Source organism: Dyella sp. 01N36 (assembly GCF_056399745.1).
The window spans coordinates 12,506-34,796 of sequence record NZ_JBFTRY010000027.1; the positions used below are offsets into that span (position 1 = coordinate 12,506).

22 protein-coding genes and 1 riboswitch are annotated in these 22,291 nt (G+C 64.3%); of the genes, 1 reads left to right on the plus strand and 21 read right to left on the minus strand.

The annotated features are described in order from the left end of the window. Nucleotides 1–12: 12 nt before the first annotated feature. The 9 genes from AC1DMG_RS08115 to AC1DMG_RS08155 all read right to left on the minus strand — a co-directional run bounded on the left by AC1DMG_RS08115 (nt 13) and on the right by AC1DMG_RS08155 (nt 9,322). Nucleotides 13–1,326 carry an ABC transporter permease gene (locus AC1DMG_RS08115; RefSeq protein WP_477178073.1) on the minus strand — a complete coding sequence of 438 codons (1,314 nt, stop codon included), beginning with the start codon at nt 1,324–1,326 and terminating at the stop codon, nt 13–15. A gap of 68 nt (nt 1,327–1,394) precedes the next feature. Next, complete coding sequence (locus AC1DMG_RS08120; RefSeq protein ID WP_477180390.1) at nt 1,395–2,627, minus strand: ABC transporter permease; 1,233 nt, start codon at nt 2,625–2,627, stop codon at nt 1,395–1,397. 10 nt (nt 2,628–2,637) lie between these two features. Further along, nucleotides 2,638–3,951: an ABC transporter permease gene (locus AC1DMG_RS08125; protein WP_477180391.1), complete on the minus strand. Its 1,314-nt coding sequence runs from the start codon at nt 3,949–3,951 to the stop codon at nt 2,638–2,640. A 63-nt stretch (nt 3,952–4,014) separates the two neighbouring features. Continuing rightward, on the minus strand, nt 4,015–4,737 hold the full coding sequence (locus AC1DMG_RS08130; protein ID WP_046970517.1) for an ABC transporter ATP-binding protein: 723 nt from the start codon (nt 4,735–4,737) through the stop codon (nt 4,015–4,017). Nucleotides 4,738–4,759: 22 nt separating this feature from the next. Further along, complete coding sequence (locus AC1DMG_RS08135; RefSeq protein WP_441602468.1) at nt 4,760–6,031, minus strand: efflux RND transporter periplasmic adaptor subunit; 1,272 nt, start codon at nt 6,029–6,031, stop codon at nt 4,760–4,762. A 188-nt stretch (nt 6,032–6,219) separates the two neighbouring features. Continuing rightward, nucleotides 6,220–6,804 (minus strand): hypothetical protein, encoded by a 585-nt coding sequence (locus AC1DMG_RS08140; RefSeq protein WP_441602467.1) that lies wholly within the window; start codon nt 6,802–6,804, stop codon nt 6,220–6,222. Nucleotides 6,805–6,971: 167 nt separating this feature from the next. After that, nucleotides 6,972–7,190: a hemin uptake protein HemP gene (gene hemP, locus AC1DMG_RS08145; RefSeq protein ID WP_477177913.1), complete on the minus strand. Its 219-nt coding sequence runs from the start codon at nt 7,188–7,190 to the stop codon at nt 6,972–6,974. An 82-nt stretch (nt 7,191–7,272) separates the two neighbouring features. Then, nucleotides 7,273–8,139 (minus strand): subclass B3 metallo-beta-lactamase, encoded by an 867-nt coding sequence (gene bla / locus AC1DMG_RS08150; protein ID WP_477177912.1) that lies wholly within the window; start codon nt 8,137–8,139, stop codon nt 7,273–7,275. A 214-nt stretch (nt 8,140–8,353) separates the two neighbouring features. Further along, nucleotides 8,354–9,322 carry a potassium channel beta subunit family protein gene (locus AC1DMG_RS08155; protein WP_477175477.1) on the minus strand — a complete coding sequence of 323 codons (969 nt, stop codon included), beginning with the start codon at nt 9,320–9,322 and terminating at the stop codon, nt 8,354–8,356. Nucleotides 9,323–9,467: 145 nt separating this feature from the next. Between AC1DMG_RS08155 and ahr the strand changes: the two genes are divergently transcribed. After that, the gene (gene ahr, locus AC1DMG_RS08160) at nt 9,468–10,475 is read left to right on the plus strand and encodes an NADPH-dependent aldehyde reductase Ahr (protein ID WP_477180392.1); all 1,008 of its coding nucleotides are present in this window, start codon (nt 9,468–9,470) and stop codon (nt 10,473–10,475) included. A 60-nt stretch (nt 10,476–10,535) separates the two neighbouring features. Here the strand turns inward: ahr and AC1DMG_RS08165 are convergent, their stop codons facing one another. From AC1DMG_RS08165 to ribD, 12 genes are all read right to left on the minus strand, one after another. Next, nucleotides 10,536–11,111, minus strand: coding sequence for a hypothetical protein (locus AC1DMG_RS08165; protein ID WP_441602463.1), 576 nt, complete (start codon nt 11,109–11,111; stop codon nt 10,536–10,538). Nucleotides 11,112–11,147: 36 nt separating this feature from the next. Next, on the minus strand, nt 11,148–12,302 hold the full coding sequence (locus AC1DMG_RS08170; RefSeq protein WP_477180393.1) for an acyltransferase family protein: 1,155 nt from the start codon (nt 12,300–12,302) through the stop codon (nt 11,148–11,150). 859 nt (nt 12,303–13,161) lie between these two features. Then, nucleotides 13,162–13,662, minus strand: coding sequence for a phosphatidylglycerophosphatase A family protein (locus AC1DMG_RS08175; protein ID WP_477177909.1), 501 nt, complete (start codon nt 13,660–13,662; stop codon nt 13,162–13,164). After that, entirely contained in the window at nt 13,659–14,636 is a 978-nt protein-coding gene (thiL, locus tag AC1DMG_RS08180; RefSeq protein WP_477177908.1) for a thiamine-phosphate kinase, read from the minus strand. The genes AC1DMG_RS08175 and thiL overlap by 4 nt, the downstream gene beginning before the upstream one ends. Before the next feature lie 40 nt (nt 14,637–14,676). After that, nucleotides 14,677–15,216 (minus strand): GNAT family N-acetyltransferase, encoded by a 540-nt coding sequence (locus AC1DMG_RS08185; protein WP_441602459.1) that lies wholly within the window; start codon nt 15,214–15,216, stop codon nt 14,677–14,679. Beyond that, nucleotides 15,216–15,662, minus strand: coding sequence for a transcription antitermination factor NusB (nusB, locus tag AC1DMG_RS08190; RefSeq protein WP_046970674.1), 447 nt, complete (start codon nt 15,660–15,662; stop codon nt 15,216–15,218). Before nusB ends, AC1DMG_RS08185 begins: the two co-directional genes overlap by 1 nt. Beyond that, nucleotides 15,662–16,123, minus strand: coding sequence for a 6,7-dimethyl-8-ribityllumazine synthase (gene ribH / locus AC1DMG_RS08195; RefSeq protein ID WP_046970675.1), 462 nt, complete (start codon nt 16,121–16,123; stop codon nt 15,662–15,664). Before ribH ends, nusB begins: the two co-directional genes overlap by 1 nt. A gap of 40 nt (nt 16,124–16,163) precedes the next feature. Further along, nucleotides 16,164–17,135 carry a muramoyltetrapeptide carboxypeptidase gene (ldcA, locus tag AC1DMG_RS08200; RefSeq protein WP_477177907.1) on the minus strand — a complete coding sequence of 324 codons (972 nt, stop codon included), beginning with the start codon at nt 17,133–17,135 and terminating at the stop codon, nt 16,164–16,166. Between the two features lie 165 nt (nt 17,136–17,300). After that, nucleotides 17,301–18,392 carry a bifunctional 3,4-dihydroxy-2-butanone-4-phosphate synthase/GTP cyclohydrolase II gene (gene ribBA / locus AC1DMG_RS08205; protein WP_477175309.1) on the minus strand — a complete coding sequence of 364 codons (1,092 nt, stop codon included), beginning with the start codon at nt 18,390–18,392 and terminating at the stop codon, nt 17,301–17,303. Nucleotides 18,393–18,441: 49 nt separating this feature from the next. After that, nucleotides 18,442–19,083, minus strand: a complete 642-nt coding sequence (locus AC1DMG_RS08210) for a riboflavin synthase (protein WP_477177906.1) — start codon at nt 19,081–19,083, stop codon at nt 18,442–18,444. 128 nt (nt 19,084–19,211) lie between these two features. After that, nucleotides 19,212–19,380: riboswitch (FMN riboswitch) on the minus strand. 127 nt (nt 19,381–19,507) lie between these two features. Beyond that, nucleotides 19,508–20,524, minus strand: coding sequence for a Gfo/Idh/MocA family protein (locus AC1DMG_RS08215; protein ID WP_477177905.1), 1,017 nt, complete (start codon nt 20,522–20,524; stop codon nt 19,508–19,510). A 67-nt stretch (nt 20,525–20,591) separates the two neighbouring features. Beyond that, nucleotides 20,592–21,656: a bifunctional diaminohydroxyphosphoribosylaminopyrimidine deaminase/5-amino-6-(5-phosphoribosylamino)uracil reductase RibD gene (ribD, locus tag AC1DMG_RS08220; RefSeq protein WP_477180394.1), complete on the minus strand. Its 1,065-nt coding sequence runs from the start codon at nt 21,654–21,656 to the stop codon at nt 20,592–20,594. Between the last annotated feature and the right edge of the window lie 635 nt (nt 21,657–22,291).

Sequence of the window (22,291 nt, forward strand, 5' to 3'; positions counted from 1 at the left end):
TCGTCCCTCCCCTCAGTTGGACTTGAGCTGCCAGGCGGGCTGCACTTGCGCCGCCCGCCAGGTGGGATAGAACGCCGCAACCACGGTCGCCGTGATGGCCACCAGCAGGGTCAACAGCATCAACGACACGTCCAGGTGTGCAAGCCGCGCAATCTGCGGCTCGAACACCATGCCCAGGCCGAGCATGCCGATCGCGGTGAACAGCAATCCCAGGGCACCGCCCGCCAGTCCAACCATCGCCGCCTCCGCCAGGAACTGGCGATAGATGTCAGCACGCGAGGCACCGAGCGCGCGACGCACGCCAATCTCCGGAGCGCGGCGCATGAACTTCGCCAGCAGCAGGCCAATCGTGTTGACCAGGCAGATCAGCAGGAAACCGAACGCCAGCGTCATCGAGATGCGGCTTTCCGGCGGCACCGCATGCTGGTAGTCCAGCCATTCGCGCACGTTGCGCAGGCGATTGTTGGGAGCCCAATTGAAGCGACCCGCCTCGCGCTGCTCACGCGCGTAGCCGTCCAGGAATTGCCGGTAGGCCTGGACCTGCTCGGCATTGTTCAGCTCGACCCATGGGTTGATCCACACGCACTCGCCCTGCAACCAGCTATCCCAGGTATCGCCACGCTTGCCGTCGCTGCCACAATTGTTGTTGCCGCGTGTGTCGATGTGCTGCGCGATGGCATAAGTAAAGGGAATATAGATCTGCGCAGGATCAGCATAGGCATTGCCGCTGAAGGTGTCGAAGAAGCGCGGCTTGGGATCCCACTTGTCGGTGACGCCGACGATGCGGTACTGCTTGTCATCCAGCACCAGTCGCTGACCGACACTGTTGTTGCCGCCGAACAACTTCTGATTGAGCTCGCGGCTGATCACGATGACGGGCTCGCGCGCTTCGTCTTCCGCATCGTTCCAGCCGCTGCCATACAGGAACGGCACCTCGAACATGCTGAAGAAGTCCCCGTAGGTGGCATAGCCGGGCGCCTTGAACGGCATGCGGTGCGGGTCATCCGGCATCACCGAAAGACCCACCGGATACAGCATGGTCTGGCGCACCGCCTTGTGCGCCCGCATCAGGGCCACGGCGTCGACATAGTTGAGCGCCGAGGGCGGCTCGCCGTGGCGGTTGTATTGCGGACCGCGGTTGTCGATCAGCGGCACGAACAATTGCGACGACTTCTGCGGGATCGGATCACCCGATACCGCACGGAACACGGCAAAGGTCACCATCGACGCCGCTACGCCAAAACCGATCGACATGATCATCAATGTCGTCAGCAAGACGTTGCGCCGAAGGCTCGCCGCGCCCAGTCGCAAGTTGTGCACAAACATGCCGCTCATCGTTGCCTCGTGCTTCTCAACTGGTCGTGCGATCTCTGTACTGCTTCACCACGCGCCGGTCAGACCGAGCGCGTGGCTTCCACCGGCGACACGCGCGAAGCGCGCATAGCCGGCGCCAGCGTGGCGCCCTGCCCCAGCAGCAGCAGCGTCACCACGCCCACCAACACATAGACCACCGACAAGCGCGCCATCTCGAACTGCGTCACCAGCCACAGGTTCATGCCGACCGCGAGCAAGGCGCCAATCAGGACGCCGGCGATGCCGATCAGCAGGTTCTCGGTGAGGAAGTAGCTGAGAATGTCGTGCTTGGTCGCGCCCAGTGCGCGTCGCACGCCGATCTGTTTGCGGCGCTGGCCGACCCAGAAGCTGGTCAGGCCGACGATGCCCGCGGCCGTGATGCCCAACAGCACCAGGCACACCACGCCCATCAGGATGGCCATGCCGCGGTCGCCCTTGTACGCATACTCACGCACCTGGGCGAAGCTGCGCAYGCCACGCTCGGAAGGAATCACGCGCATGCGGTTGGCCTTGACCAAGGCCGCCGGTGCCGCCTTCATCACATCGGCCAGCTGGCCGGGCTTGGTGCGGATCAGGTAATTGGTGAACGCACTGGTGAGTTGTACAGGCTGAATCAGCGAGTTCTCGTAGAACGAGTCGGACCACGTGCCATTCCACGGCACCTGCAGGCGCTCCACGATGCCCACGATGGTGCTGGGCGACTTGGAATCGCCGATATAGATGGTCTTGCCCAGTGCCGAACCTTCCGGATACATCTTGTCGGCCAGCGCCTTGCTCACGATGATCGCGGCCGGATCGGGTATGGCCTGCGGATCGGCTTCCACGATTTCGTCCGGACGGAAGTTGCGTCCGGCGATGAGCTTGAGCGCCATGGTCGGCAAGGTGTGCTCGTCGCCGAAGTATTGGGTGGTATGTCCCTTGGAATTCTTCGCATCCGGATCGGTGCGCACACCGGTGGACCAGCCACCGCCGCGCAGCGGATAGGAGTTCAAGGCCACCGCGTCCTGCACGCCCGGAAGCTGGCGCAGCGCGACCAGGTCCGCCTTGACCAGAGGACCCGCCTTGGTTTCCTCCGTGCCGACGAAGCGCGTCTGGATCGCCATCAGGTCGCTTTCCACCATGCCGGTGGGACGCTGCACGCGATCCAGGCGTTGATGGATGATGAAGATCGCATTGCAGACGATCGCCAAAGTCAGGGCGATCTGCATGGCGATGAGAACGGTGCCTGCCTTGTGACGCTTGAGCGCGGCGAGTATGGGCTTGATCTGTAGCATCGTCGTCGCCTCAGTTGGATTTCAGCTGCCATGCCGGCTGCACTTGCGCAGCACGCCACGTGGGATAAAAGGCCGCCAGCACGGTCGCCAGGATTGCCAGCAGCATGGTGAGCAGTACCAGCGATCCGTCGAGCGTRGCGAGCTTGGCGATATCCGGTTCAAACACCAGCGAGATACCCATCACACCCAGGCCCGTGAGCACGAGACCCACCACACCACCGGCCAGACCGATCGCGGCTGCCTCGATCAGGAATTGCAGGTAGATCTCCTTGCGCGTCGCCCCCAACGCACGGCGCACGCCGATTTCAGAGGAGCGCTTCATGAACTTGGCGAGCAGCAAACCCACCGTGTTTACCAGGCAGATCAGCAGGAAACCCAGCGACACCAGCAGCGAGACCTTGGCCTCCTGCGGCACCACCTTCTGGTAATCGAGCCATTCGGTCACATTGCGCAGGCGCGTATTGGGTGCCCAGTGGAAACGGCCGGCACGCTGCTGCTCGGCGGCGTAACCGTTGAGATACTGGCGATAGGCATCCGCCTGGGCCGTGGTCGGCAATTCTGCCCAGTAACCCAACCACACGCACTCGGACTTGATCCACGCATCCCAACCCTTGCCCGGGTCCTTGCTGCAGTTGTTGTTGCCGTTGGTCGTCGTCTGCACTTCCACGGCACGCGTGAAAGGAATGAACACTTCGATCGGATCATCGAAGCCATTGGTGTTGATGACGTCGTAGAACACCGGCTCGGGGTTCCACTTGGCCGCCACGCCGACGATGCGGTAATCGCGGCCGTTGAGGTTGATGTTCTTGCCTACGCTGTTGGCGCCATTGAACAGCTTGTCGTTGAGCGCCTTGCCGATCACGGCTACCGCTGCGTGCGAGGCATCTTCGTCCGCCGTCCAGCCATGGCCATAGAGGAAGGGAATGTCGAACATCGGGAACGCGTCGGCATACCACGCGTAACTGGTTTCGCGGAACGGCAGCATGGACGGATCCGCCGGCACGATCGACATCGCCGCCGGGAACAAGGCCGTCTGGCGCGTCGCCCGCTTGTCGCGCATCAGGTTGATGGCGTCGGTATAGGTGATCGCATTGGGCGGCTCGCCCTTGTTGTCCTGCTGCGCTTCCGGACCCCAGTTGTCGATCTGCGGCACGTACAGCTGCGAGGACTTCTGCGGAATCGGGTTGTTGGAGGTCGCGCGGAACACCGAGTAGGTGGTCATCGACGCGGCCACACCGCAGCCGATCGCCAACACCATCAGCAGGGTCAACAGCKGGTTTTTTCGGAGGCTGCGCAAGCCAAGCTGGAGGTAGTAGGCGAACATGGTCGTCCTTTACAGGGCTTCAATCCGCCTCCTGCCGAAGCAGGAGGCATCGGCGGCCGGCTATCAGGCCGGAGCGTTGTTGCGGGCGGCGTGCACGGCGTGGTGGAAGCGCGGGTCTTCCGCCAGGTCGACCACCTGACCGTCGATGATGTGCACGTTGCGCTGCGCGCGGGCAGCCAGCTCCGGATCATGCGTCACCATCACGATGGTGGCGCCTTCGCGATGGATCTCTTCCAGCAGCTCCATCACGCCACGGGCCATCTGCGTGTCGAGGTTGCCGGTCGGTTCATCCGCCAGCAGCAGGCGCGGCGAACCGGCGAGTGCGCGCGCAATAGCCACGCGCTGCTGCTGACCGCCGGAGAGTTCGGCCGGATAGTGCTTGGCACGCGAAGCCAGGCCCACGCGCTCGAGGGCATCCATGATGCGTTCCTTGCGTTCGGCCGCCTTCATGCCGCGATAGCGCAGCGGCACTTCCACGTTGTCGAACACGTTGAGGTCGGGAATCAGGTTGAACGCCTGGAAGATGAAACCGATCTTCTCGTTGCGGATGCGCGAGCGCTCGTTGTCGTTGAGGTTGCTCACTTCAACGCCGTCGAGGTGGTACTGGCCACCAGTGAAGGTTTCCAGCAGGCCGGCAATGGTGAGGAAGGTGGTCTTGCCCGAACCGGACGGGCCGGTCACGGCGACGAACTCGCCTTCGTTCACATTGATATTGAAGTCGCGCAGCGCATAGGTCTCCACCACTTCGGTGCGGTAGACCTTGGACAGATGAGTCATCTTGAGCATGGTGTTGTCCTTCGAGTGGTGGTTAGTTGGAGATGGCGACGCGCTGGGCGCCCTTGAAGCTGTCGGTACCGGAGATCACGATGTTGTCGCCTTCCTTCAGGCCATCGAGGATTTCCACTTTGTCGATGCTGCTGGCACCCACGCGGATGGGATGCTTTTCCGCCACGCCGTCGCGCACGAGGTAGGCATAGCTGCCACCCGATTCGTCGACGAAGGAGCCGCGCTGCACGGTGAGCACGTTGTCGCGCTTGTCGAGCAGGATGCGCACGGACAGGCGCTGGTTCTGGCGCAGCTGCTTGGGCGTCTGGCCGTCGAAGCGCAGGCGGGCGGCGACTTCGCCATTGACCACTTCGGGCGAAATGGCGCTGACCAGGCCCTTCCAGGTGACGCCGTTGCCGCTGATCTCGCCGGTCATGCCGATGCCCAGGTCACGCGCGAAACTTTCCGGCACCTTCATTTCCACTTCGAGCGCGGACAGGTCGATCACGCTGACCAGCTGGGCATCCTTGGCCACGGTGGCGCGCTCAGCAATGAACAGCTGGCCGACCTGGCCGTCCACCGGCGACTTCACGTTGAGGTCGTCCACCTGGCGCTGCAGATCCTTCACCATCAGCAGCTGGCGATCGTGCGCGAGCTTCTTGGACTGGATGTCGAAGTTCAGGCTGTCGGTGTTGGTGGCCAGATCGGTCTTGGCATGCTCGAGAGTGATGCGCATCTTCTCGAGCGTGTCCTTGGACTTGTCCACGTCCATGCTGGGCACGGCGCCCAGCGTAAAGGCCTTCTGGTAGCGGGCAAGGTCGCGTTCCGCGCCCTGCTTGTCGATGCTGGCGTTGTCGAAGGCCTTCTGCAGCTCGCCGCGCGTCTTGCGCGCATCGATCTGCGCACGCAGGTAATCCACCTGCATGGCGTCGGCGGCGCTCATTTCCTGGGCGAGCTTGTTGGTCAGTTCGGGACTGTCGATGACGGCGAGCACCTGGCCCTTCTTCACCGCATCACCCGCGTGCACCTTGAGCGTGACCGCACCGCCGTAGGTGGCATAAAGCGTGGGGCTGACTGCCGCCACCACCTTGCCCTCGGCCGCGATGTCGCGCACGAATGGACCGCGCTCAACCGTGGCGAACGCAAGGCGCGAGCTGCTCACCGACGCATCAGCCGAGAACAGGCGCCCAATGCGCGGACCGAACAAGGCCAGCACGGCCACCACGGCCACGCCAATGCCGATCAGCAGCATGCGGCGCTTGGGATTGGATTTGACCTCGACCAGTCGGTCTTGTGCGGAGGTATCGCGAATCATCGATGGGTCCCTGGCCGCTGACAATGCGGCCCCTGACCCTACTGAGCAATCCGCGTGCCAAGTCCAAAGCGTCGATTTATTCGATATTTTTCAGCGAGTTGAAATCACACCCAGGGCGCGGACAGCTGTCCGCGGACACCTGCACGGACAGGCGGACAAACGTCCGCGGACGTGACCGTGACGCCTGCCTAGTCGAACGCCGGCGCCAGCGACACCGCCGCCGCCCTCGCCACGTCGCGGGCAATGCCCCGGCCCAGTGAGGAGAGTTGTCCCAGCGGCAGCGTGTCGAGCACATCCAGCGACGCGATCCGCGCGGTGTGAAAACACAGCAGCTCCGCAATCGCCGCCTTGCAGGCCACTTCGCCGGGACATACCGGTGCGGCCGGCAGTGGCGTGCCGCCGGCGAGCAAGGCATCCCAGGCGAGATAGTCGGTGTCCGGCAGCAGGTGCAGGCGGGCGCAGAACGTGCCGGACGCATCGAAGCAGTCGATCCATTCGCGCGGGCCGTCGGCGCCGATCATGCTTGAGGCGCGCAGTTCTTCCGTTTGCAGCAGCGGCGCCAGATCCTGCCGCGTCACCAGCCAGCCCGGAGCCAGCTCGCGTGCGGGACGCGAGGCGGCGCAAGCCGGCAGATACAGCACGCCACCCAGCGATGGCAGGCGCGCGGCGAGCGTCGTGCCGTCGATCCGAACCGAGCTTCGGCTGATGGTCCATGCCGCCGTGTCTGTACCGGATCGGTTCGTAGCAAAGGCATGTGCAAGCCAGCCAAACATCGTCAGTACTCCTTGGCAGGAAGCGACCTGGCTGGCGTTCGAAGGAGAACCGCGTGGCTTAGGGTCTTGAGAGGTGTCCCGGCCGTGGCCGGAGGAAGGCGTCCTTGCCCATGAAGCTCCCTCGGGGGAGACGGCATGCCCGGCGCCGGCCTGCGCCGCGGCAAGACTTACTTGGTGAGGATCAACTTGTCGTTGCGGGTCAGGCGCAGGTGGTACTCGCTGCCCTGGTGCTGGATCACCAGTTCACGTTCGCCCTTGAGCAGCATCTGGCTGGAAACACGGCGCGTGACGGCGTCCGATGAGGGCGCCGATGGCTTCAGGCTGAGCAGGCGGAACGGGCGCGCCAGGGCGTCGGCACCCTGGGGGAGGGACAAAACCGTGGTCATGGTGGAGCTCCGCAGGAGAGTGGTGACACCTCAGATGATAATAATTCTCATTTCCGTGTCAACACCCTGTTTTGCCGGCGGTCTATTGCCCTACGCGCTCCTTGGCCAGCCTGTCATCCAGGCTGCGGGTTCCCATCTGCGCGTAGGCCTTACAGGCGGCGGGGTCCACCAGGGGATCGGGCGCGCCGGCGCTGCGGCGGGCCACCTTCTCGAGGAAATCGATCTGGTCGGGATGCGGCACCATCAAAATGTCGCAGGGCAAGCTGGCGATCACGGCCAGCCCGTGCCGGTAGTTGCTCACCCGCTCCGGATGGGCCGGATCGCTGTAGCGGAAACTGCCAGCCGTCAGCGCGCTGATGCTATCGGCGTAAACCATGTTGAGGCAGCGCTTGCCTTCGCACGACTGCCACGTCCAGGTGGTGCTGCCGGGCGTGTGTCCAGGCGTGTAATGGGCAGTCACGGTCACGTCGCCCAGGCGGACCACGCCGTTGTCTGCAACGACCTCCACCGAACTCACCGGCGGATACGTCGGCGCGTCGCCGTATTGCGGATCGTCCGGGTAGTGGCCACCCAGCTGCAACTCCTTCGCACCGACTTCACTCGCCATCACACGCGCACCGCTGTCGCGCGCGATCGCAGCGATGCCGCCGGCATGATCCGAATGCGCGTGCGAATTGAGGATGCGCTTTACATCGTGCAGCTGAAAGCCCAGCGCTTTGATATTGGCCTCGACCAGCGCGGCGTTCTGCGGCAGCGTGCCATCAAGCAGCACCAAACCGTCAGATGAAGCGATAAGAATGGCGGTGAGCCCGTGCGTGCCGACGTAGTAAGTGTTGCCGTAGATGCGAAACGGCTGCTGCGGCTGCGTCCAGGCCGCCTTGTCAGCGTGCGCGACGGTGATCGAGGCGAGCGCGAGGCAGCCGCCAATCGCGATGCGGGAAAGTTTCATAAGCCAACATCCTTGATGGAAAGTCGGGGCAGCATGTCGCGCTTTTTGCGGATGCCGAGGGCCGTGCGCGGGCGACACGGGGACCAGTTGTGGCAAACCGCGGGCAAAGGGCATTTGCTGTGTGTGGGAGCGCACCCTGTGCGCGACAAACCAACGGAGCGATACACCCGGGCGTGGCGGTCGCGCACAGGGTGCGCTCCCACAGAAGATCAGGTCACGCCACTGCTGCCGCAATACGCTTCAAAACATCCCCATCCAACTTCGGCAACAACGCCAACGCACCAAGATTCTGCTCCAGCTGCTCCAACTTGCTCGCCCCCAGCATCACCGTGGAAACGTGCGGATTGGCCAGGCACCAGGCAATCGCCAGCTGCGCCATGGAGACGCCGAGTTCATCGGCGATCGGCGCCAGGCGTCGCACCTTCTCTAGTCGCGAGCCATCGTTCTCCAGCACCGCTTCACGCAACCACTCGTAGCCCGGCTGCGCCAGACGCGATTCGGCAGGCACGCCCTGGTTGTACTTGCCGCTCAACAAACCCGAGGCCAGCGGCGACCAGATCGTGGTGCCCATGCCGTAAGTGTCGTACAGCGGCGCGTATTCCTGCTCCACGCGCTCGCGATGCAGCAGGTTGTACTGCGGCTGCTCCATCGTCGGCGCGAACATGTGGTTGTCGCGCGCCGCACGATGGGCTTCGATGATGGCCTCCGCCGGCCATTCGCTGGTGCCCCAATAGAGCACCTTGCCCTGGCGCACCAGCGTATCCATCGCCGCCACGGTTTCGACAATCGGCGTATCCGGATCGGGTCGATGGCAGAAGTAGAGATCCAGATGATCGACGCGCAAGCGCTCCAGCGCCTGATGACAGGCCTCGATCACGTGCTTGCGCGAAAGGCCGCGCTGGGTGGGCAGCGGACTGTCGACCGCACCGAAATAAACCTTGCTCGACACGCAGTAGCTGTCGCGGGGAAAGCGCAGATCGGCGAGCACATCGCCCATCAGCGTCTCGGCGACGCCATGGTTGTAGACCTCGGCGTTGTCGAAAAAATTGATGCCGTGATCGTGGGCCATCGCGAGCAGATCGCGCGCCAGCGAACGCCCCACCTGGGTGCCAAAGGTGACCCATGCGCCGAACGAGAGCGCAGAAAGCTGCAGGCCGGATGTGCCAAGGCGACGGTATTGCATGGGAGCGCTCCACGGGTGGGGATGGAACAGCATGCCAACAGCGTGCGTCATTCGTCCATCGTTGTGCTTTACACGTGGCACCGACACGGGGCGCCCTAGACTGCGCGTTTTCCCACACGCCACCCTCCCCGATCGGAGCAATGCCATGTCAACCATGCAAGGCTGGGCTGTCCAGGAACCGGGCAAGCCGCTGGTGCTTGCCGAGTTCGATCTCGGCCCGTTGGGCGCCGAAGAGGTGGAGGTGGCGGTGGACTATTGCGGCGTCTGCCACTCCGATCTGTCGATGATCAACAACGAATGGGGCATGTCGCGCTTTCCCTTCGTACCGGGTCACGAGGTCGTCGGACGAGTCACGGCTCTGGGCCCGCAGGCCAAAGGATTGAAGGTCGGCCAGCGCGTGGGCATCGGCTGGACCGCGGGCAGTTGCATGCATTGCCATCAATGCCTGTCAGGTCACCAGAACCTGTGTCCCGAAGTGCAGCCGACCATTGGCGGCCATCACGGCGGCTTTGCCGACAAAGTGCGCGCCCACTGGGCCTGGACCATCCCCCTGCCCGACGGCATTGACCTGCCGAGTGCGGGCCCGCTGTTGTGCGGCGGCATCACAGTGCTCAAGCCGTTTCTGGCCTACAACATCAGCCCGAGCGCCCGCGTAGGCGTGGTTGGGATCGGCGGCCTGGGGCATATGGCGGTGAAGTTTGCCCGCGCCTGGGGTTGCGAAGTCACTGCCTTCACCTCCAACGCGTCGAAGGCGGACGAGGCGCGCAGCTTCGGTGCGCACAACGTCGTTTCCAGTCGCGATGCCAATGCGATTGCGGGCATCGCCGGCTCGCTGGATCTATTGCTGGTGACGGTGAATGTGCCGCTGGACTGGGCGGCGCTGCTCGGCACACTCGCGCCGCGTGGTCGCATGCATGTGGTGGGCGGCGTGCTTGAGCCCATCCCCGTCTCGGCATTCGCGTTGATTCTGACGGAGCGGGAGGTTTCCGGCTCGCCCACCGGCGCACCGGTGGATATCGCCACCCTGCTCGACTACGCCACCCGCCACGATATTCGTCCGCAGGTGGAAATGTTCCCCATGTCGGACGTCAATGCCGCGCTCAAGCATCTTGAGGAGGGCAAGGCGCGTTACCGCATCGTGCTCCAGGCGTAGGTGCCCGAAGCAGCATCGACGGCCGCCCGACCAAGCGACCGTCGACGAAAGACCCTGCACTTACGGCAGCGTATGGACGTCTACACGGTTCTCGATGCCCTGGTCGGCCTCGGGACGCCACAGCGTGCTCTTGAGCGGATCGCCCAGGCCCCACGCTTTCAACTCGCTGATCAACGCCTCGTTGTCGCCATCTTTGCGGACGTAGAAATCCAGGTGGCGGAAATCGTCGCAGGCGGTATCGCAGTGATAGCTGGAGAAACCCAGCGCCTCGATCTGGCCGTACTCGTTGAGGATCACCGCAGCCGCACTGCCACCGCACTCGCGCGCCGGGCAGGCGGTGAACAGGAAGCGCTTATCGGCCAGCACCTGCACCGACGGCGAGGAGCCGCCCAGCGCCGACAAGGCCTGCTCGCTCACCGAGCGACTGCCGCGGAAATAGTTGACCTTGCTGTCGCCGGCGAAATGCCCCAGCGCCGTCACGAAGCCATTGGCTCGCGAGAGCTGGTTGGCGTTCGCGCAGGTCGACGGATCAATCGTTCGGCAAGGGCCCGCCGGCGCCGCCGTGGCGGCAAACACGGAACAAGGCACGACAGACAACAGCAGCATGAAACACACAATGCGCATGAGCTTGCACATGACACCCTCCCCTTAGAGTGAATCCCCTAACCCACATCAGGCCGCATCCGTTCCGGCTCCGGTAATCACGCCAGACGCGTGAGCTGCAACCGGCGCCTGATGTAAAACCCGCGTCCGCAGTTTCAGGAATGGACGCTCCACCCCGTAGTGAAGCAACGCTCCGACCCCCAACACCGCTGACGCATAAACTGCAAAAGTCAGCAGGCCATGACCGTCCAGCTTTTCCCCCGCCGCGGATTCCACCAGATGGAATACCGCCTTGTGTGACAGATACAAGCTGTACGACACCGCCGCCAACCAGCCGGCCCCCGGTACGCGCAGACGCGCAAGCACGCCAGACGTTTGAGCGCCCGCCAACACCAGCAGCCCCAAGCCGAAGGAAAGCAACGGATACCCCACCACGGTGGGAATGAAGCCGGTCCGATCGCGGAACAACATGATCGCACCGCCGACTACCGCTACCCCTGCGAGCAGAAAGCCGTTGGCATGGCGTCCCCATCGGGACCAGAGGACGGGTCGGTAGACCCTGGCCGTAGCCAGCATCACGCCCATCAAAAGGCCGTCCAGACGGGACCACGTGGGATAGTAAATGCGCTCCAGGAAGGTTTTTCCATAGGAATTTTGGTCAAGACCGGCCAACGGCGCCAGTTCCCAGGCCCACATCAGCCCACGCACCACCATCCCCGCCAGCACCACCGCCGTGCATACCAGCACGAACCGACGCACGGACGGACGCCGCGCCAGCCACCATGCCAGTAGGGGGAACAGCAGGTAGAAATGCTCCTCCACGCACAGCGACCATACGTGGGAGAACGCCAGGTGATCCTTGGCGTCGATCAGCAGGTTCACCGTAAAGGTCAGGAACTGCCACAGCGGCTGCAGCTCCCCTTGCTCGCGCACGGACGGCCAAATGAAATACGCCGCCACCACGACCAGGTACGCCGGAAGGATGCGGAAGGCGCGGCGCTGGTAGAAATGCCCGAACGAGAATCCCCGCCCTTCCGCCAGCGGCTTGAGCACCTGCGAGCCGATCAGAAAGCCGCTGAGGACAAAGAACAGGTCCACGCCCATCCACCCGTTCTGCTCGATCCCGCCGAAGTGACCCCAGCCACCGATGATGTACGAATGGAAAATCATCACCCACACGATTGCAATCGCGCGCAGTAAATCCAGACCCGGCAATCGGTTCACGTCATCTCCCCTTGGCATCCCTGCGGCATCCGACGCGAACGCATCGAACGGAATCGCGACCGTGAAATATATCGCGGCGCGCAGGCGGGACGGTGTTGGGTTTGTGGCAAAAGCGGGGCTTGGTCCGCTTCAGCTGCCGCATGGAAGCACCGCCATAAAGATGCCAATGCCCCGACCTTCAGCCCAGCGCCAACCTAGCCATGTGGGAGTGCACCCTGTGCGCGACGAGCCTACGGAGCGGTACACCACAGCACCGCGGTCGCGCACAAGTGCGCTCCTACAAGGGAGCCACCAGGCCTGTACCGATCGGCTTGTCTGTGTGGGAGCGCACCCTGTGCGCGACAATCCTACGGAGCGGTACACCCTAGCGTGGCTGTCGCGCACAGGGTGCGCTCCCACAGACAASCGCCAGGCSCGSTAYCCAGTTCGCAATGTGCGRGGCWAAAGCCGATGCGCAGCGAGGCCCCGCYTTAAGTCCTCAGCGATTCGGGCGCGTTGCGCAGCGCTTKGCAGTACCCSCTGTGTACCCTCGGAGGTTGTCCCACAACGACGCGCCTCGAGCGTTCGGGCTTATCCCAACACGATGCTGCGGGCGTTATCAGGCCATTTTCTTTGGGTTACTTTCGACGCGAAGCTAGTCCCGAGGGATCTTTTGGGCCAGCAAAAGAAAAGTGACTCGATCGGCGGCAGCCGATCGAAACGCCCGCCGCGTAGGCGGCACGCTGGCCTCGAGGCAACAACCGAAGACTGACGAAACTGAGTGACCAGCCATTCGGCTGTTAAAGAGCGCCTCCGGCCTACGCCGGAATGACGAGCTAAAAGCCGAATCCGATCTACGACGTGGTAACAACCAAACGGGTCAGCGCAGCAACGCCATCAAAATGGCAAGCACTACAGCCGCAAACACCCCCGCCACCACATCATCCACCATCACCCCCACCCCACCCTTAAGCCGACGATCCAACCACCCAATCGGCCAAGGCTTCCAAACATCAAACAACCGAAACAACGCAAACCCGAGCACCACAACCCACCACGGCCCCATCACCGCCGGAATCAGCGCAATCCACAACCCGACAAACTCATCCCACACGATGCTGCGATGATCGTCCACACCGACCAGGCGCCCCGCCACCCCGCACGCCCACACGCCGATGACGAAGCCCACCGCAATCGCGAACACATAGAGCTGCACCGGCAAACTGCGCAGCAACAACCATGGCAGCAGCGCCGCCAGTGAGCCGAACGTGCCCTGCGCCACCGGCGCCAGGCCAGAACCAAAACCGCAGGCCAGCCAGCCCGCTGGCGTAGCGAGCAAGGCGCGTCGTTGTTCCGGGGTGAGGATCGTCTTGTCGCTCATGCGAAATGGTCCCAGCCGCGTTGCGAGGGTTCCAGCCATTGTCCTTGGGCGTCGCGCACGCGCACGCCGGCGCCTTCGATTATGCGCCCGATCCGCGTGGCGCCGCAGCCAAGGCGCGCCAGATCGGTCTGAACGTCGGCCACCAGTGCCGGCGGCACGGTGAAGCACAGTTCGTAGTCGTCGCCGCCGGCCAGCGCGAAGTCGCGCACGGACAGGTCGTCGAAGCTTGCCATCAGCATCGGCGAGCACGGCAGCAAGGGCGCTTCGATTTCCGCGCCCACGGCGCTTTCCTCGCAGATATGCCCAAGGTCAGCGAGCAAGCCGTCGGAGATATCGATGCAGGCACTCGCCCGATCGCGCAGCGCCAGGCCAACCGAAAGGCGAGGCGTGGGCCGATGCAGTCGTTCGATCAGATAGGCGGCGCGCCCATCGCCTTCATCCACGCGCGCGCCGCGCTGTAGCAGATGCAAACCAGCGGCTGCGTCGCCCAGCGTGCCGGTAACCAGCACGACGTCGCCTGCGCGCGCGCCGGTGCGCGTCAGCGCCTTGCCGGGCGGGACGAAACCATGCACGGCAACGCTGATGGTCAAGGCGCCACGCGTGGTGTCGCCGCCGATCAAGGCCAGCCGATGCGGCTGCGCCAACTGCGCAAACCCTTCGGCGTAGCCATCAATAAAAGCGCTGAGCTGCTCCGCCGGTTGCGTCGGCAACGTCAGCGCCAGCAATGCCCAGGCCGGGCTCGCACCCATCGCGGCGAGATCGGAAAGATTCACCGCCAGCGATTTCCAGCCGATATCCGCTGCCGCCGTGCCATATGGGAAATGCACGCCTTCGACCATGGTGTCGATGGCGATGGCCAGCTCCTGCCCTGCCGGTGGCGCGACCACGGCGGCATCGTCGCCGATGCCCAACTTCACGTCTTCGCGGCCTTGCGCGGTGCGTTCGCGGATACGGTCGATCAGTCGGAATTCCATGGCTTGCGACCTGCGCTGATCAGTCGGTCCAGCCAGAAAGTCAGCGGCTGAAGACCAGGGTGGGAGCGTCGTGATAGGTGGATTCCTGCCACAACGTGAAACCGGCCTTCTCCGCCACGCGGATCGAAGGCAGGTTGTCTGGCGAGATGATGCACACCTGCCGTCGATCGGCGAAGTTGCGCTCGCCCCAGGCGATGGCGGCGGCCACGGCTTCGCTCGCATAGCCTTTGCCTTGCGCATGCGGCGCCAGTGCCCAGCCGAATTCCAGCATGCCCTGCAGCGAAGGCTCCATCTCGCGCCTGAGGTCGGCGAAACCGACGTCGCCGATGAAGCGGCCTGTGGCTTTCTCTTCGACGGCCCAATAGCCGTAGCCAAGCGTGTGCCACAGACCGATGTACTGCAGGAAGCGCCGCCAGACTTCTTCCGCGCCAAAGGGACGCCCGCCGATAAAACGGGTCACCTCTGGGTCGGACCACAAGGCCACGCGCTCGGCATGATCGTCGACGCGATGTGCACGCAGGCGCAGGCGCGCCGTCTCGATCACCGGAATCACGGACGCATGCTCCGCGGCCCCGTCCATCAGTGACGCTTCTCCGTGGTGCGCAGCACGCCGGCGAGCTTGTCGAGTACGCCGTTGACGTAGCTGTGGCCGTGGTCCGCACCGAAGCGCTTGGTGACTTCAATCGCCTCGTTGATGATCACGCGGTACGGCACATCCGGGCGGTACTTGAGCTCATAGGTGGCCAGACGCAGGGCGGCGCGCTCGATCGGGTCGATCTGCTCTACGTCGCGGTCCACGTAGGGCTTGATCGCCTCGTCGATGGTCTTGACGTTGCGCTCGACACCGTTGAGCAGGTCCTCGAAGTATTCCAGATCCGCCACTTCCATATCCTGCTCGTGGCGGAACTGCTCGATCACGGCATTCATGCGGCTGCCGCCGATCTGCCAGGCGTACAGCGCCTGCAGCGCACGGCGACGGGCGCGCGAGCGTGCAGCCAGATCGATGCCTTCGGGGCGAGAGTTCATCACAGCTTTCCGTACAGATTGACCATCTCGAGCGCGGCCAGGGCGGCATCCGCGCCCTTGTTGCCGGCCTTGGTGCCGGAACGCTCGATGGCTTGTTCGATGGTATCGGTGGTCAGCACGCCAAACGCCACCGGCACGCCGGAGGCATAGGCTGCCTGGGCCAGGCCCTTGGCGCATTCACCGGCAACGAAATCGAAATGCGGGGTGGAGCCGCGGATCACCGCGCCCAGCGCGATCACCGCAGCGTACTTGCCCGAGCTTGCGACCTTGTTGGCGGCCAGCGCGATTTCCCAGGCGCCCGGCACGCGGATCAGCTCGATCGCATCGTCCTTCACGCCATGGCGCACCAGCACGTCACGTGCGCCGGCCACCAGCGGCTCGACGACAAAGCCGTTGAAACGGCCGGCGACGATGGCAAAACGGCCCTTGGGCGTGGCGAAATCGCCTTCGATGGTCTTCATGGGGTATGCGTTTCCTGGGTTCCGGGCCCGGAGGGGCCGTCTATTTTACGGGATGCAAGGGCGGCGTGCCCGGATCGGGCCGGGAAACCGCCCCAGCGAGGGTTGGATGGCCGCGAAAGCTCAGGCTGGCCTGGCCTGCCGCCACCCGCAAGCGGGCTGGGACGCCGAACGGGAGCGTGAACTTGTCCGGCTCATGGCCAAACGGCAGGTCGCGGATGATGGGAATCCGCGCCACCCGGGCCAGTTGCTCGAACGCGGCCTCGGTGTCGTAGCCGTTGTCGTAGGTATGCGGGCGGCACTGGGTGAAATGGCCCAGCACCAGGGCGCGCTGGCGATCCAGCACGCCGGACAGCTGCAACTGGTACAGCAGGCGCTCGAGGCGGAACGGCGGCTCGCCGATGTCTTCCACGAACAGGATGCCGTCATCGATGACCGGGAAATAGGGCGTCCCAAGCAGGCTGCACAGCATGGCAAGGTTGCCACCCCACAGCGGGCCTTCGACCTCCAACTCCGCGGTACTGGGGGTGCTCCAGCTGGCGGTGGCCTGCGGCTCGCCCACGGCGCGCCAGAAGTGTTCCCACATGAGGCCGTTGAGCTCGGGCGCACCGAAATCGGGACCCAGCATGGGGCCGCCGAAGGTGACCAGTCCGCTCTTTGCGTAGAGCGCCATCTGGATGGCGGTGAAATCGCTATGGCCAACCAGCAAGGTGTTGGAGCCTGTCAGCCGCTCGCGCAGCGCGTCGTAGTGCAGGTACTCGAGCAGACGGGTGGCGCCGTAGCCGCCGCGGATGGCGAGCGCGATGTCCGGCAGCTGCTGCATCGTCGCCAGCGCATTGAGGTCGGCTGCGCGTGATGCGTCGGGACCGGCAAAACGATGTTCGACGCGATCGAGCACATCCAAACCGTCCACCGCGCAACCGGCCGCCTGCAGACGCGCGATACCGCGCGCCATGGCGTCGCGGTCATGCGGATAGCCCGAAGGGGCGATGAGGCGGATGGTCGGAGAGGTCATGGCGTGGGTTCGTGGCGAAAACCTGAGTATGCCGGTGGCGGGATGGCGAGGAAGTGGCGACGCTGGGCCAGTCCGATGTGGGAGCGCACCCTGTGCGCGACGGCCTCAGGCCATGAGGCACTGTCAGTCGCGCACAGGGTGCGCTCCCACAGGGGAGAGGCTAGCTCACACGTACTCGGTCACTTCCAGCCCGAAACCGCCCAGCCCCACCATCTTGCGCGGCGTACCCAGCACGCGCAGCTGGCGGATGCCCAGGTCCGCGAGGATTTGCGCGCCCAGGCCCAGCTGTCGCCATTCCTGCTGCTGCGCCTCCTCCGGCGCCTGCACCGAGGGCTGGCGATTGAGGCGACGCAGCAAGGCGTCGGCGGTGTCTTCGCCCGACAGCACGAGCAGCGCGCCGCGGCCTTCATCAGCAATGCGACGCAGCGCCGAGGTCACCGTGAGGCCGAGGTCGTCGCGCTGCAGATGCAGCACGTCGGACAAGGTGTTGCGCACATGCACGCGGGTGAGCACCGGCTCGCCGTCGTCCACCTTGCCGCGCACCAGGGCGAAATGCAGTCCATGACGGATGGCGTCGCGATAAGCCACCAGCTTGAACGCACCGAATTCGGTATCGACGTCGCCCTCGTAGACACGCTGGACAGTCTTCTCGGTTTCCAGGCGATAGCGGATCAGGTCGGCGATGGAGCCGATCTTCAGGCCGTGCTTCTTCGCGAAGATTTCCAGCTCGGGGCGGCGCGCCATCGAGCCGTCTTCATGCAGGATTTCGATCAGCACGGCCGAGGGCTCAAGGCCTGCCAGCGCTGCCAGATCGCAACCTGCCTCCGTATGCCCTGCGCGCGTCAGCACGCCACCGGGCTGGGCCGTCAGCGGGAAGATATGACCCGGCTGGGACAGATCCTGCGGCCTGGCATCGGACTTCACCGCGACCTGGATGGTGCGCGCGCGATCGTGCGCGGAAATGCCGGTGGTGACGCCTTCGGCCGCCTCGATCGAGACGGTGAAGTTGGTCTGATACGGCGAGGTGTTGTCCACTACCATCGGCCGCAGGCCCAGCTGGCGCGTGCGCTGCTCGGTAAGCGTGAGGCAGACCAGGCCGCGCGCCTCGCGCACCATGAAGTTGATGTCCTCGGGGCGCACCATCTGTGCGGCCATGATGAGGTCGCCTTCGTTCTCGCGATCTTCATCGTCGAGTATCACGACCATGCGGCCGGCGCGGATGTCTTCGAGGATTTCGGGGATGGTGTTGAAGCTCATGGGGTGTCCAATTCAGTAACGTTGTGCGCCGCGCGTGGCGACGTGGCGATCACGCAAAACCGTGTTGCTTGAGAAACGCTTCATCAATCCTCGGCGCATCGCCACTGGCGATCAGCCGTTCGATGTAGCGAGCGACCACGTCCACTTCGAGGTTTACTGCATCGCCCGCGCGACGCGCGTTGAACGCAGTGTGTTCCACCGTATGCGGAATAAGGTTGACCCCGAAGCGATGCCCGTTCACCTCGTTCACGGTGAGGCTGGTGCCGTCGATGCAGATCGAGCCCTTGGCGGCGATGTAGCGCGACAACGTCGCCGGCGCTTCGAAAACCCAGCGCAGCGAGCGGCCATCGGCCGTGATCGACACCACCTTGCCCACGCCATCGACATGGCCGGACACCAGATGCCCGCCCAGGCGATCGGCCAGGCGCAAGGCTTTTTCCAGATTCACCGGGTCGCCTGCGCAGTGCTTGCCCAGCGTGGTCAGCGAGAGTGTTTCGTTGGAGACGTCGGCACTGAAGCCGCGCGCTTCCAGCGTCACCGCGGTCAGGCATACGCCGGACACGGCGATGCTGTCGCCCAGTTGCACGTCGGAGAGGTCAAGGTCGGCCGTGTCGACGTACAGACGTACGTCGCCGCCACGTGGTTCCAGCCGCGCGATGCGGCCCACGCTCTGGATGATGCCGGTAAACATCAGCACACCTCCCGGATGGAGGCGGCGAAGGAATGGCAACGATGCTTGGACATGAAACGTTTCCCGCGTAAGAGTGCGAAAAACGCCCCAAGGCGTCAGGCAGGCGCACGCCACCAGGGCATGCACCGTACCGTCTTCTCTCATCCGGACTTTCTGGCCGCCATCGCTGGCTGCCAACCGTCGGCTCCGGCATTGGACCGGATCTGCTGACCTTCCGATGACCTGGAAGCGCTCGCGGGCTCGTGCCTTACGGCACCTACCGCCGGTGGGGAATCGCACCCCGCCCTGAAGACGTCGTTTTGTAGTTTGCCGGCGAACCGGCCGGCGCAGTTTAACACCATCCCGGGCAACGGCCGCCGCTGCAGCGTCCGCTCCGGGGAACAATGTGTCGCCTGTGAGTGAGTGCCTTCTGCGGGCCGCTGGGTTACAAGCTCACGATCTGGCCAGTTTCCTGGCGGTAGTCGCGCAGCACCTGGTCCATCACCCAGCTGGTGCGCGCGCCGCTTTCGGCAGTGGACGGACAGGCGCCCTTCTGACCGGTCAGCTCCGCCACGATGGTTTCGATCAGCGGCTGCTGGATATGCAGCGGGTTGGCCACGCGGTAGTCGTGCGAGCCTTCCATGTTTTCCACGTGGATCGGTCCGTCGCCGAAGGTGGCAAAAGCGATGCGGCCCTTGTCCCCTATCACCTCGATTTGGTCGTGGCGCTTGAAGCTGTCGAAACTCCACAAGCCGCTGCCGAGCATGCCGTTGCCAAACAGGAACGACATGGCGACGCCGTCTTCCACCGGATACGCGCCCAACTGATTGCTCGCCTGCCCGCTCACCGAAACGATGGGACCGAACAGCCAGTCGAGGATATCGAGCGTGTGGCAGCCCAGATCCATGAACACACCGCCGCCGGAAATCTCCGGACGCACGTGCCAGGGCAAGTTGGCCGGATCCTGATAACGCGCATGATGCGGTTCGTACAGCACCGTGTTGACGATGCGCGGCTTGCCGATCGCCAGCTGACCGAAGATCAGCTCGCGCACCTTCTGGAAACGCGGCAGGCTGCGGCGGTAATAGGCAACGAACACCGGCACCTTCGCCTGCTGCCCCGCATGGATGATGGCCTCGCACTCGGCGTGGTCCATCGCCATCGGTTTCTCGATGTAGACGGGCTTGCCCGCGGCGATGCTCATCAAGGCGTACTCCTTGTGCGTTGATGGCGGCGTGGCGACGTAGACGGCGTTGACGTCGGCATCGTCGATCAGCTTGGCCGCATCGTCGTACCAACGCGGCACGCCATGGCGTTCGGCGTAATCGCGGGCTTTTTCGCCATCGCGACGCATCACCGCCATCAAGGCGGAGTTCGGCGTCTTGCTGAAGCCCGGACCGCTCTTCACCTCGGTGACATTGCCGCAACCGATGATGCCCCAACGTACCGCTGCCTTCGTCATGTGCTCTTGAACTCCTGCTTGCGACATGGCCGGTGATAGCCATCAAACTCGAACGTGAATCCGTCGCTCACGCGACGGGACGCAGCAAAAGCCGCATATCCTCGCCCAGCACGCGCCGATCGAGCGTGCGAAGTTTCCAGCGCGACGCCATATCACTGAGTGAGGGCAATCCCATTAGCGCTTGTGCGTTGTCGCCGAGCAGCACAGGCGCGATGTAGAGCAACAGCTCGTCGACCAGTCCGGCGGCGAACAACGCGCCGCACAGATTGGGGCCGGCCTCGACATGGACCTCGCTGATATGGCGACGCGCGAGCTCGTCCATCACGGCATGCAGGTCCATCGCACCGCCCTGCTCCGCGACCACCGCCAACTCCGTTGCCTGAAAGCGTGGATCGACCGGCGCGTATTGTTCGTTGTGCAGCACCAGGGTCGGCATCGTGCCATCGAGCACATGGCTGTTGGACGGCGTACGCAGGCGATTGTCGAGCACCACGCGCCATGGAGGCGTAAATGCCTCGCCTTCCGGCAGGCGCACGGTGAGTCGCGGGTTGTCCGCCAGCACCGTGCCCGATCCGGTGAGTATCGCCGAACTGCGCGCACGCCAGCGCTGCACATCCGCACGCGCCGCTTCGCCCGTAATCCACTTCGATTYGCCATTGGCGAGCGCCGTGCGGCCGTCCAGGCTCATCGCCAGCTTCACGCGCACCCAGGGGCGTCCGCGTTCGATACGGCTGAAGAAACCGATGTTGAGTTCGCGTGCCGGCTCGCGCATCAGGCCGGTTTCCACCGTGATGCCGGCGTCGCGCAACTTGCCGATGCCGCGCCCGGCGACCTGGGGGAACGGGTCTTCCGCGGCGATGACTACGCGCGAGATGCCGGCAGCGATCAGCGCATCCGCGCATGGCGGCGTACGACCGTGATGGGCACAGGGCTCCAGCGTGACGTACGCAGTAGCACCGCGCGCCTGCTCACCGGCTTCGCGCAACGCGTGGACCTCGGCATGGGGCTCGCCAGCCCTCACGTGATAACCCGCCCCCACCACCTGTTCGCCATGTGCGACGACGCAGCCGACGCGAGGATTGGGATGGGTGGTGTAGAGGCCAAGCTCGGCGAGGCGCAAGGCGTGCGCCATGTGCAGGTGGTCGATGGCGGTGAATGGGGAGGCCATGCGGGGTCGCTTTGGGGTGCGGGTGGGGGGGAGTTTAGGCGAAGAGGTGGGGTTGCTTGTGATTCTGGGGTTTTAGTGGGGGTTTTAGGCCTGGAGCTCATGTCATGGCCGCTGCGAAGAACGGCGGATACTTGTGGTTCGTCGTTCCGTCGCACAGATCGGGGCTCGCTTTTGCTCGTCACTACGGCGCTGACTGGCGCCGCCGTTCAACGGCCGAATGGCTGGTCATCCAGAGCTCGGCTTCTGGTTGTCGCGCTACCGCCAGGGTGCCGCCTACGCGGCGGGCGTTTCGAACGGCTGCCGCCGCTCGAGTCACTTTTCTCTTGCTGGCCCAAGAGAAAAGTAACCCGAAGAGAATGGCCTAAAACGCCCGCAGCATCGTGTTGGGATAAGCCCGAACGCTTGAGGCRCRCYGTTGTGGRACAACCTCCGAGGGTACACAGSGGGTACMKCAAAGCGCTGCGCAACGCGCCCGAATCGCTGAGGACTTAAAGCGGGGCCTCGCTGCGCMTCGGCTKTGGGTCACAGATGGCGCAMTTGATGCCGCRCCTGGCGCTTGTCTGTGGGAGCGCACCCTGTGCGCGACRGCCACGCTGGGG

Coding starts and splice junctions, on each gene's coding strand:
- AC1DMG_RS08135 (WP_441602468.1), bottom strand. CDS start 6,031: ATGATTCGCGATACCTCCGCACAAGACCGACTGGTCGAGGTCAAATCC.
- AC1DMG_RS08165 (WP_441602463.1), bottom strand. CDS start 11,111: ATGTGCAAGCTCATGCGCATTGTGTGTTTCATGCTGCTGTTGTCTGTC.
- AC1DMG_RS08185 (WP_441602459.1), bottom strand. CDS start 15,216: ATGGACGGGGCCGCGGAGCATGCGTCCGTGATTCCGGTGATCGAGACG.
- thiL (WP_477177908.1), bottom strand. CDS start 14,636: ATGGAATTCCGACTGATCGACCGTATCCGCGAACGCACCGCGCAAGGC.
- AC1DMG_RS08155 (WP_477175477.1), bottom strand. CDS start 9,322: ATGCAATACCGTCGCCTTGGCACATCCGGCCTGCAGCTTTCTGCGCTC.
- AC1DMG_RS08140 (WP_441602467.1), bottom strand. CDS start 6,804: ATGTTTGGCTGGCTTGCACATGCCTTTGCTACGAACCGATCCGGTACA.
- AC1DMG_RS08210 (WP_477177906.1), bottom strand. CDS start 19,083: ATGTTTACCGGCATCATCCAGAGCGTGGGCCGCATCGCGCGGCTGGAA.
- AC1DMG_RS08115 (WP_477178073.1), bottom strand. CDS start 1,326: ATGTTTGTGCACAACTTGCGACTGGGCGCGGCGAGCCTTCGGCGCAAC.
- nusB (WP_046970674.1), bottom strand. CDS start 15,662: ATGAACTCTCGCCCCGAAGGCATCGATCTGGCTGCACGCTCGCGCGCC.
- AC1DMG_RS08175 (WP_477177909.1), bottom strand. CDS start 13,662: ATGAGCGACAAGACGATCCTCACCCCGGAACAACGACGCGCCTTGCTC.
- AC1DMG_RS08130 (WP_046970517.1), bottom strand. CDS start 4,737: ATGCTCAAGATGACTCATCTGTCCAAGGTCTACCGCACCGAAGTGGTG.
- ldcA (WP_477177907.1), bottom strand. CDS start 17,135: ATGACCTCTCCGACCATCCGCCTCATCGCCCCTTCGGGCTATCCGCAT.
- ahr (WP_477180392.1), top strand. CDS start 9,468: ATGTCAACCATGCAAGGCTGGGCTGTCCAGGAACCGGGCAAGCCGCTG.
- AC1DMG_RS08215 (WP_477177905.1), bottom strand. CDS start 20,524: ATGACGAAGGCAGCGGTACGTTGGGGCATCATCGGTTGCGGCAATGTC.
- ribH (WP_046970675.1), bottom strand. CDS start 16,123: ATGAAGACCATCGAAGGCGATTTCGCCACGCCCAAGGGCCGTTTTGCC.
- ribBA (WP_477175309.1), bottom strand. CDS start 18,392: ATGAGCTTCAACACCATCCCCGAAATCCTCGAAGACATCCGCGCCGGC.
- bla (WP_477177912.1), bottom strand. CDS start 8,139: ATGAAACTTTCCCGCATCGCGATTGGCGGCTGCCTCGCGCTCGCCTCG.
- hemP (WP_477177913.1), bottom strand. CDS start 7,190: ATGACCACGGTTTTGTCCCTCCCCCAGGGTGCCGACGCCCTGGCGCGC.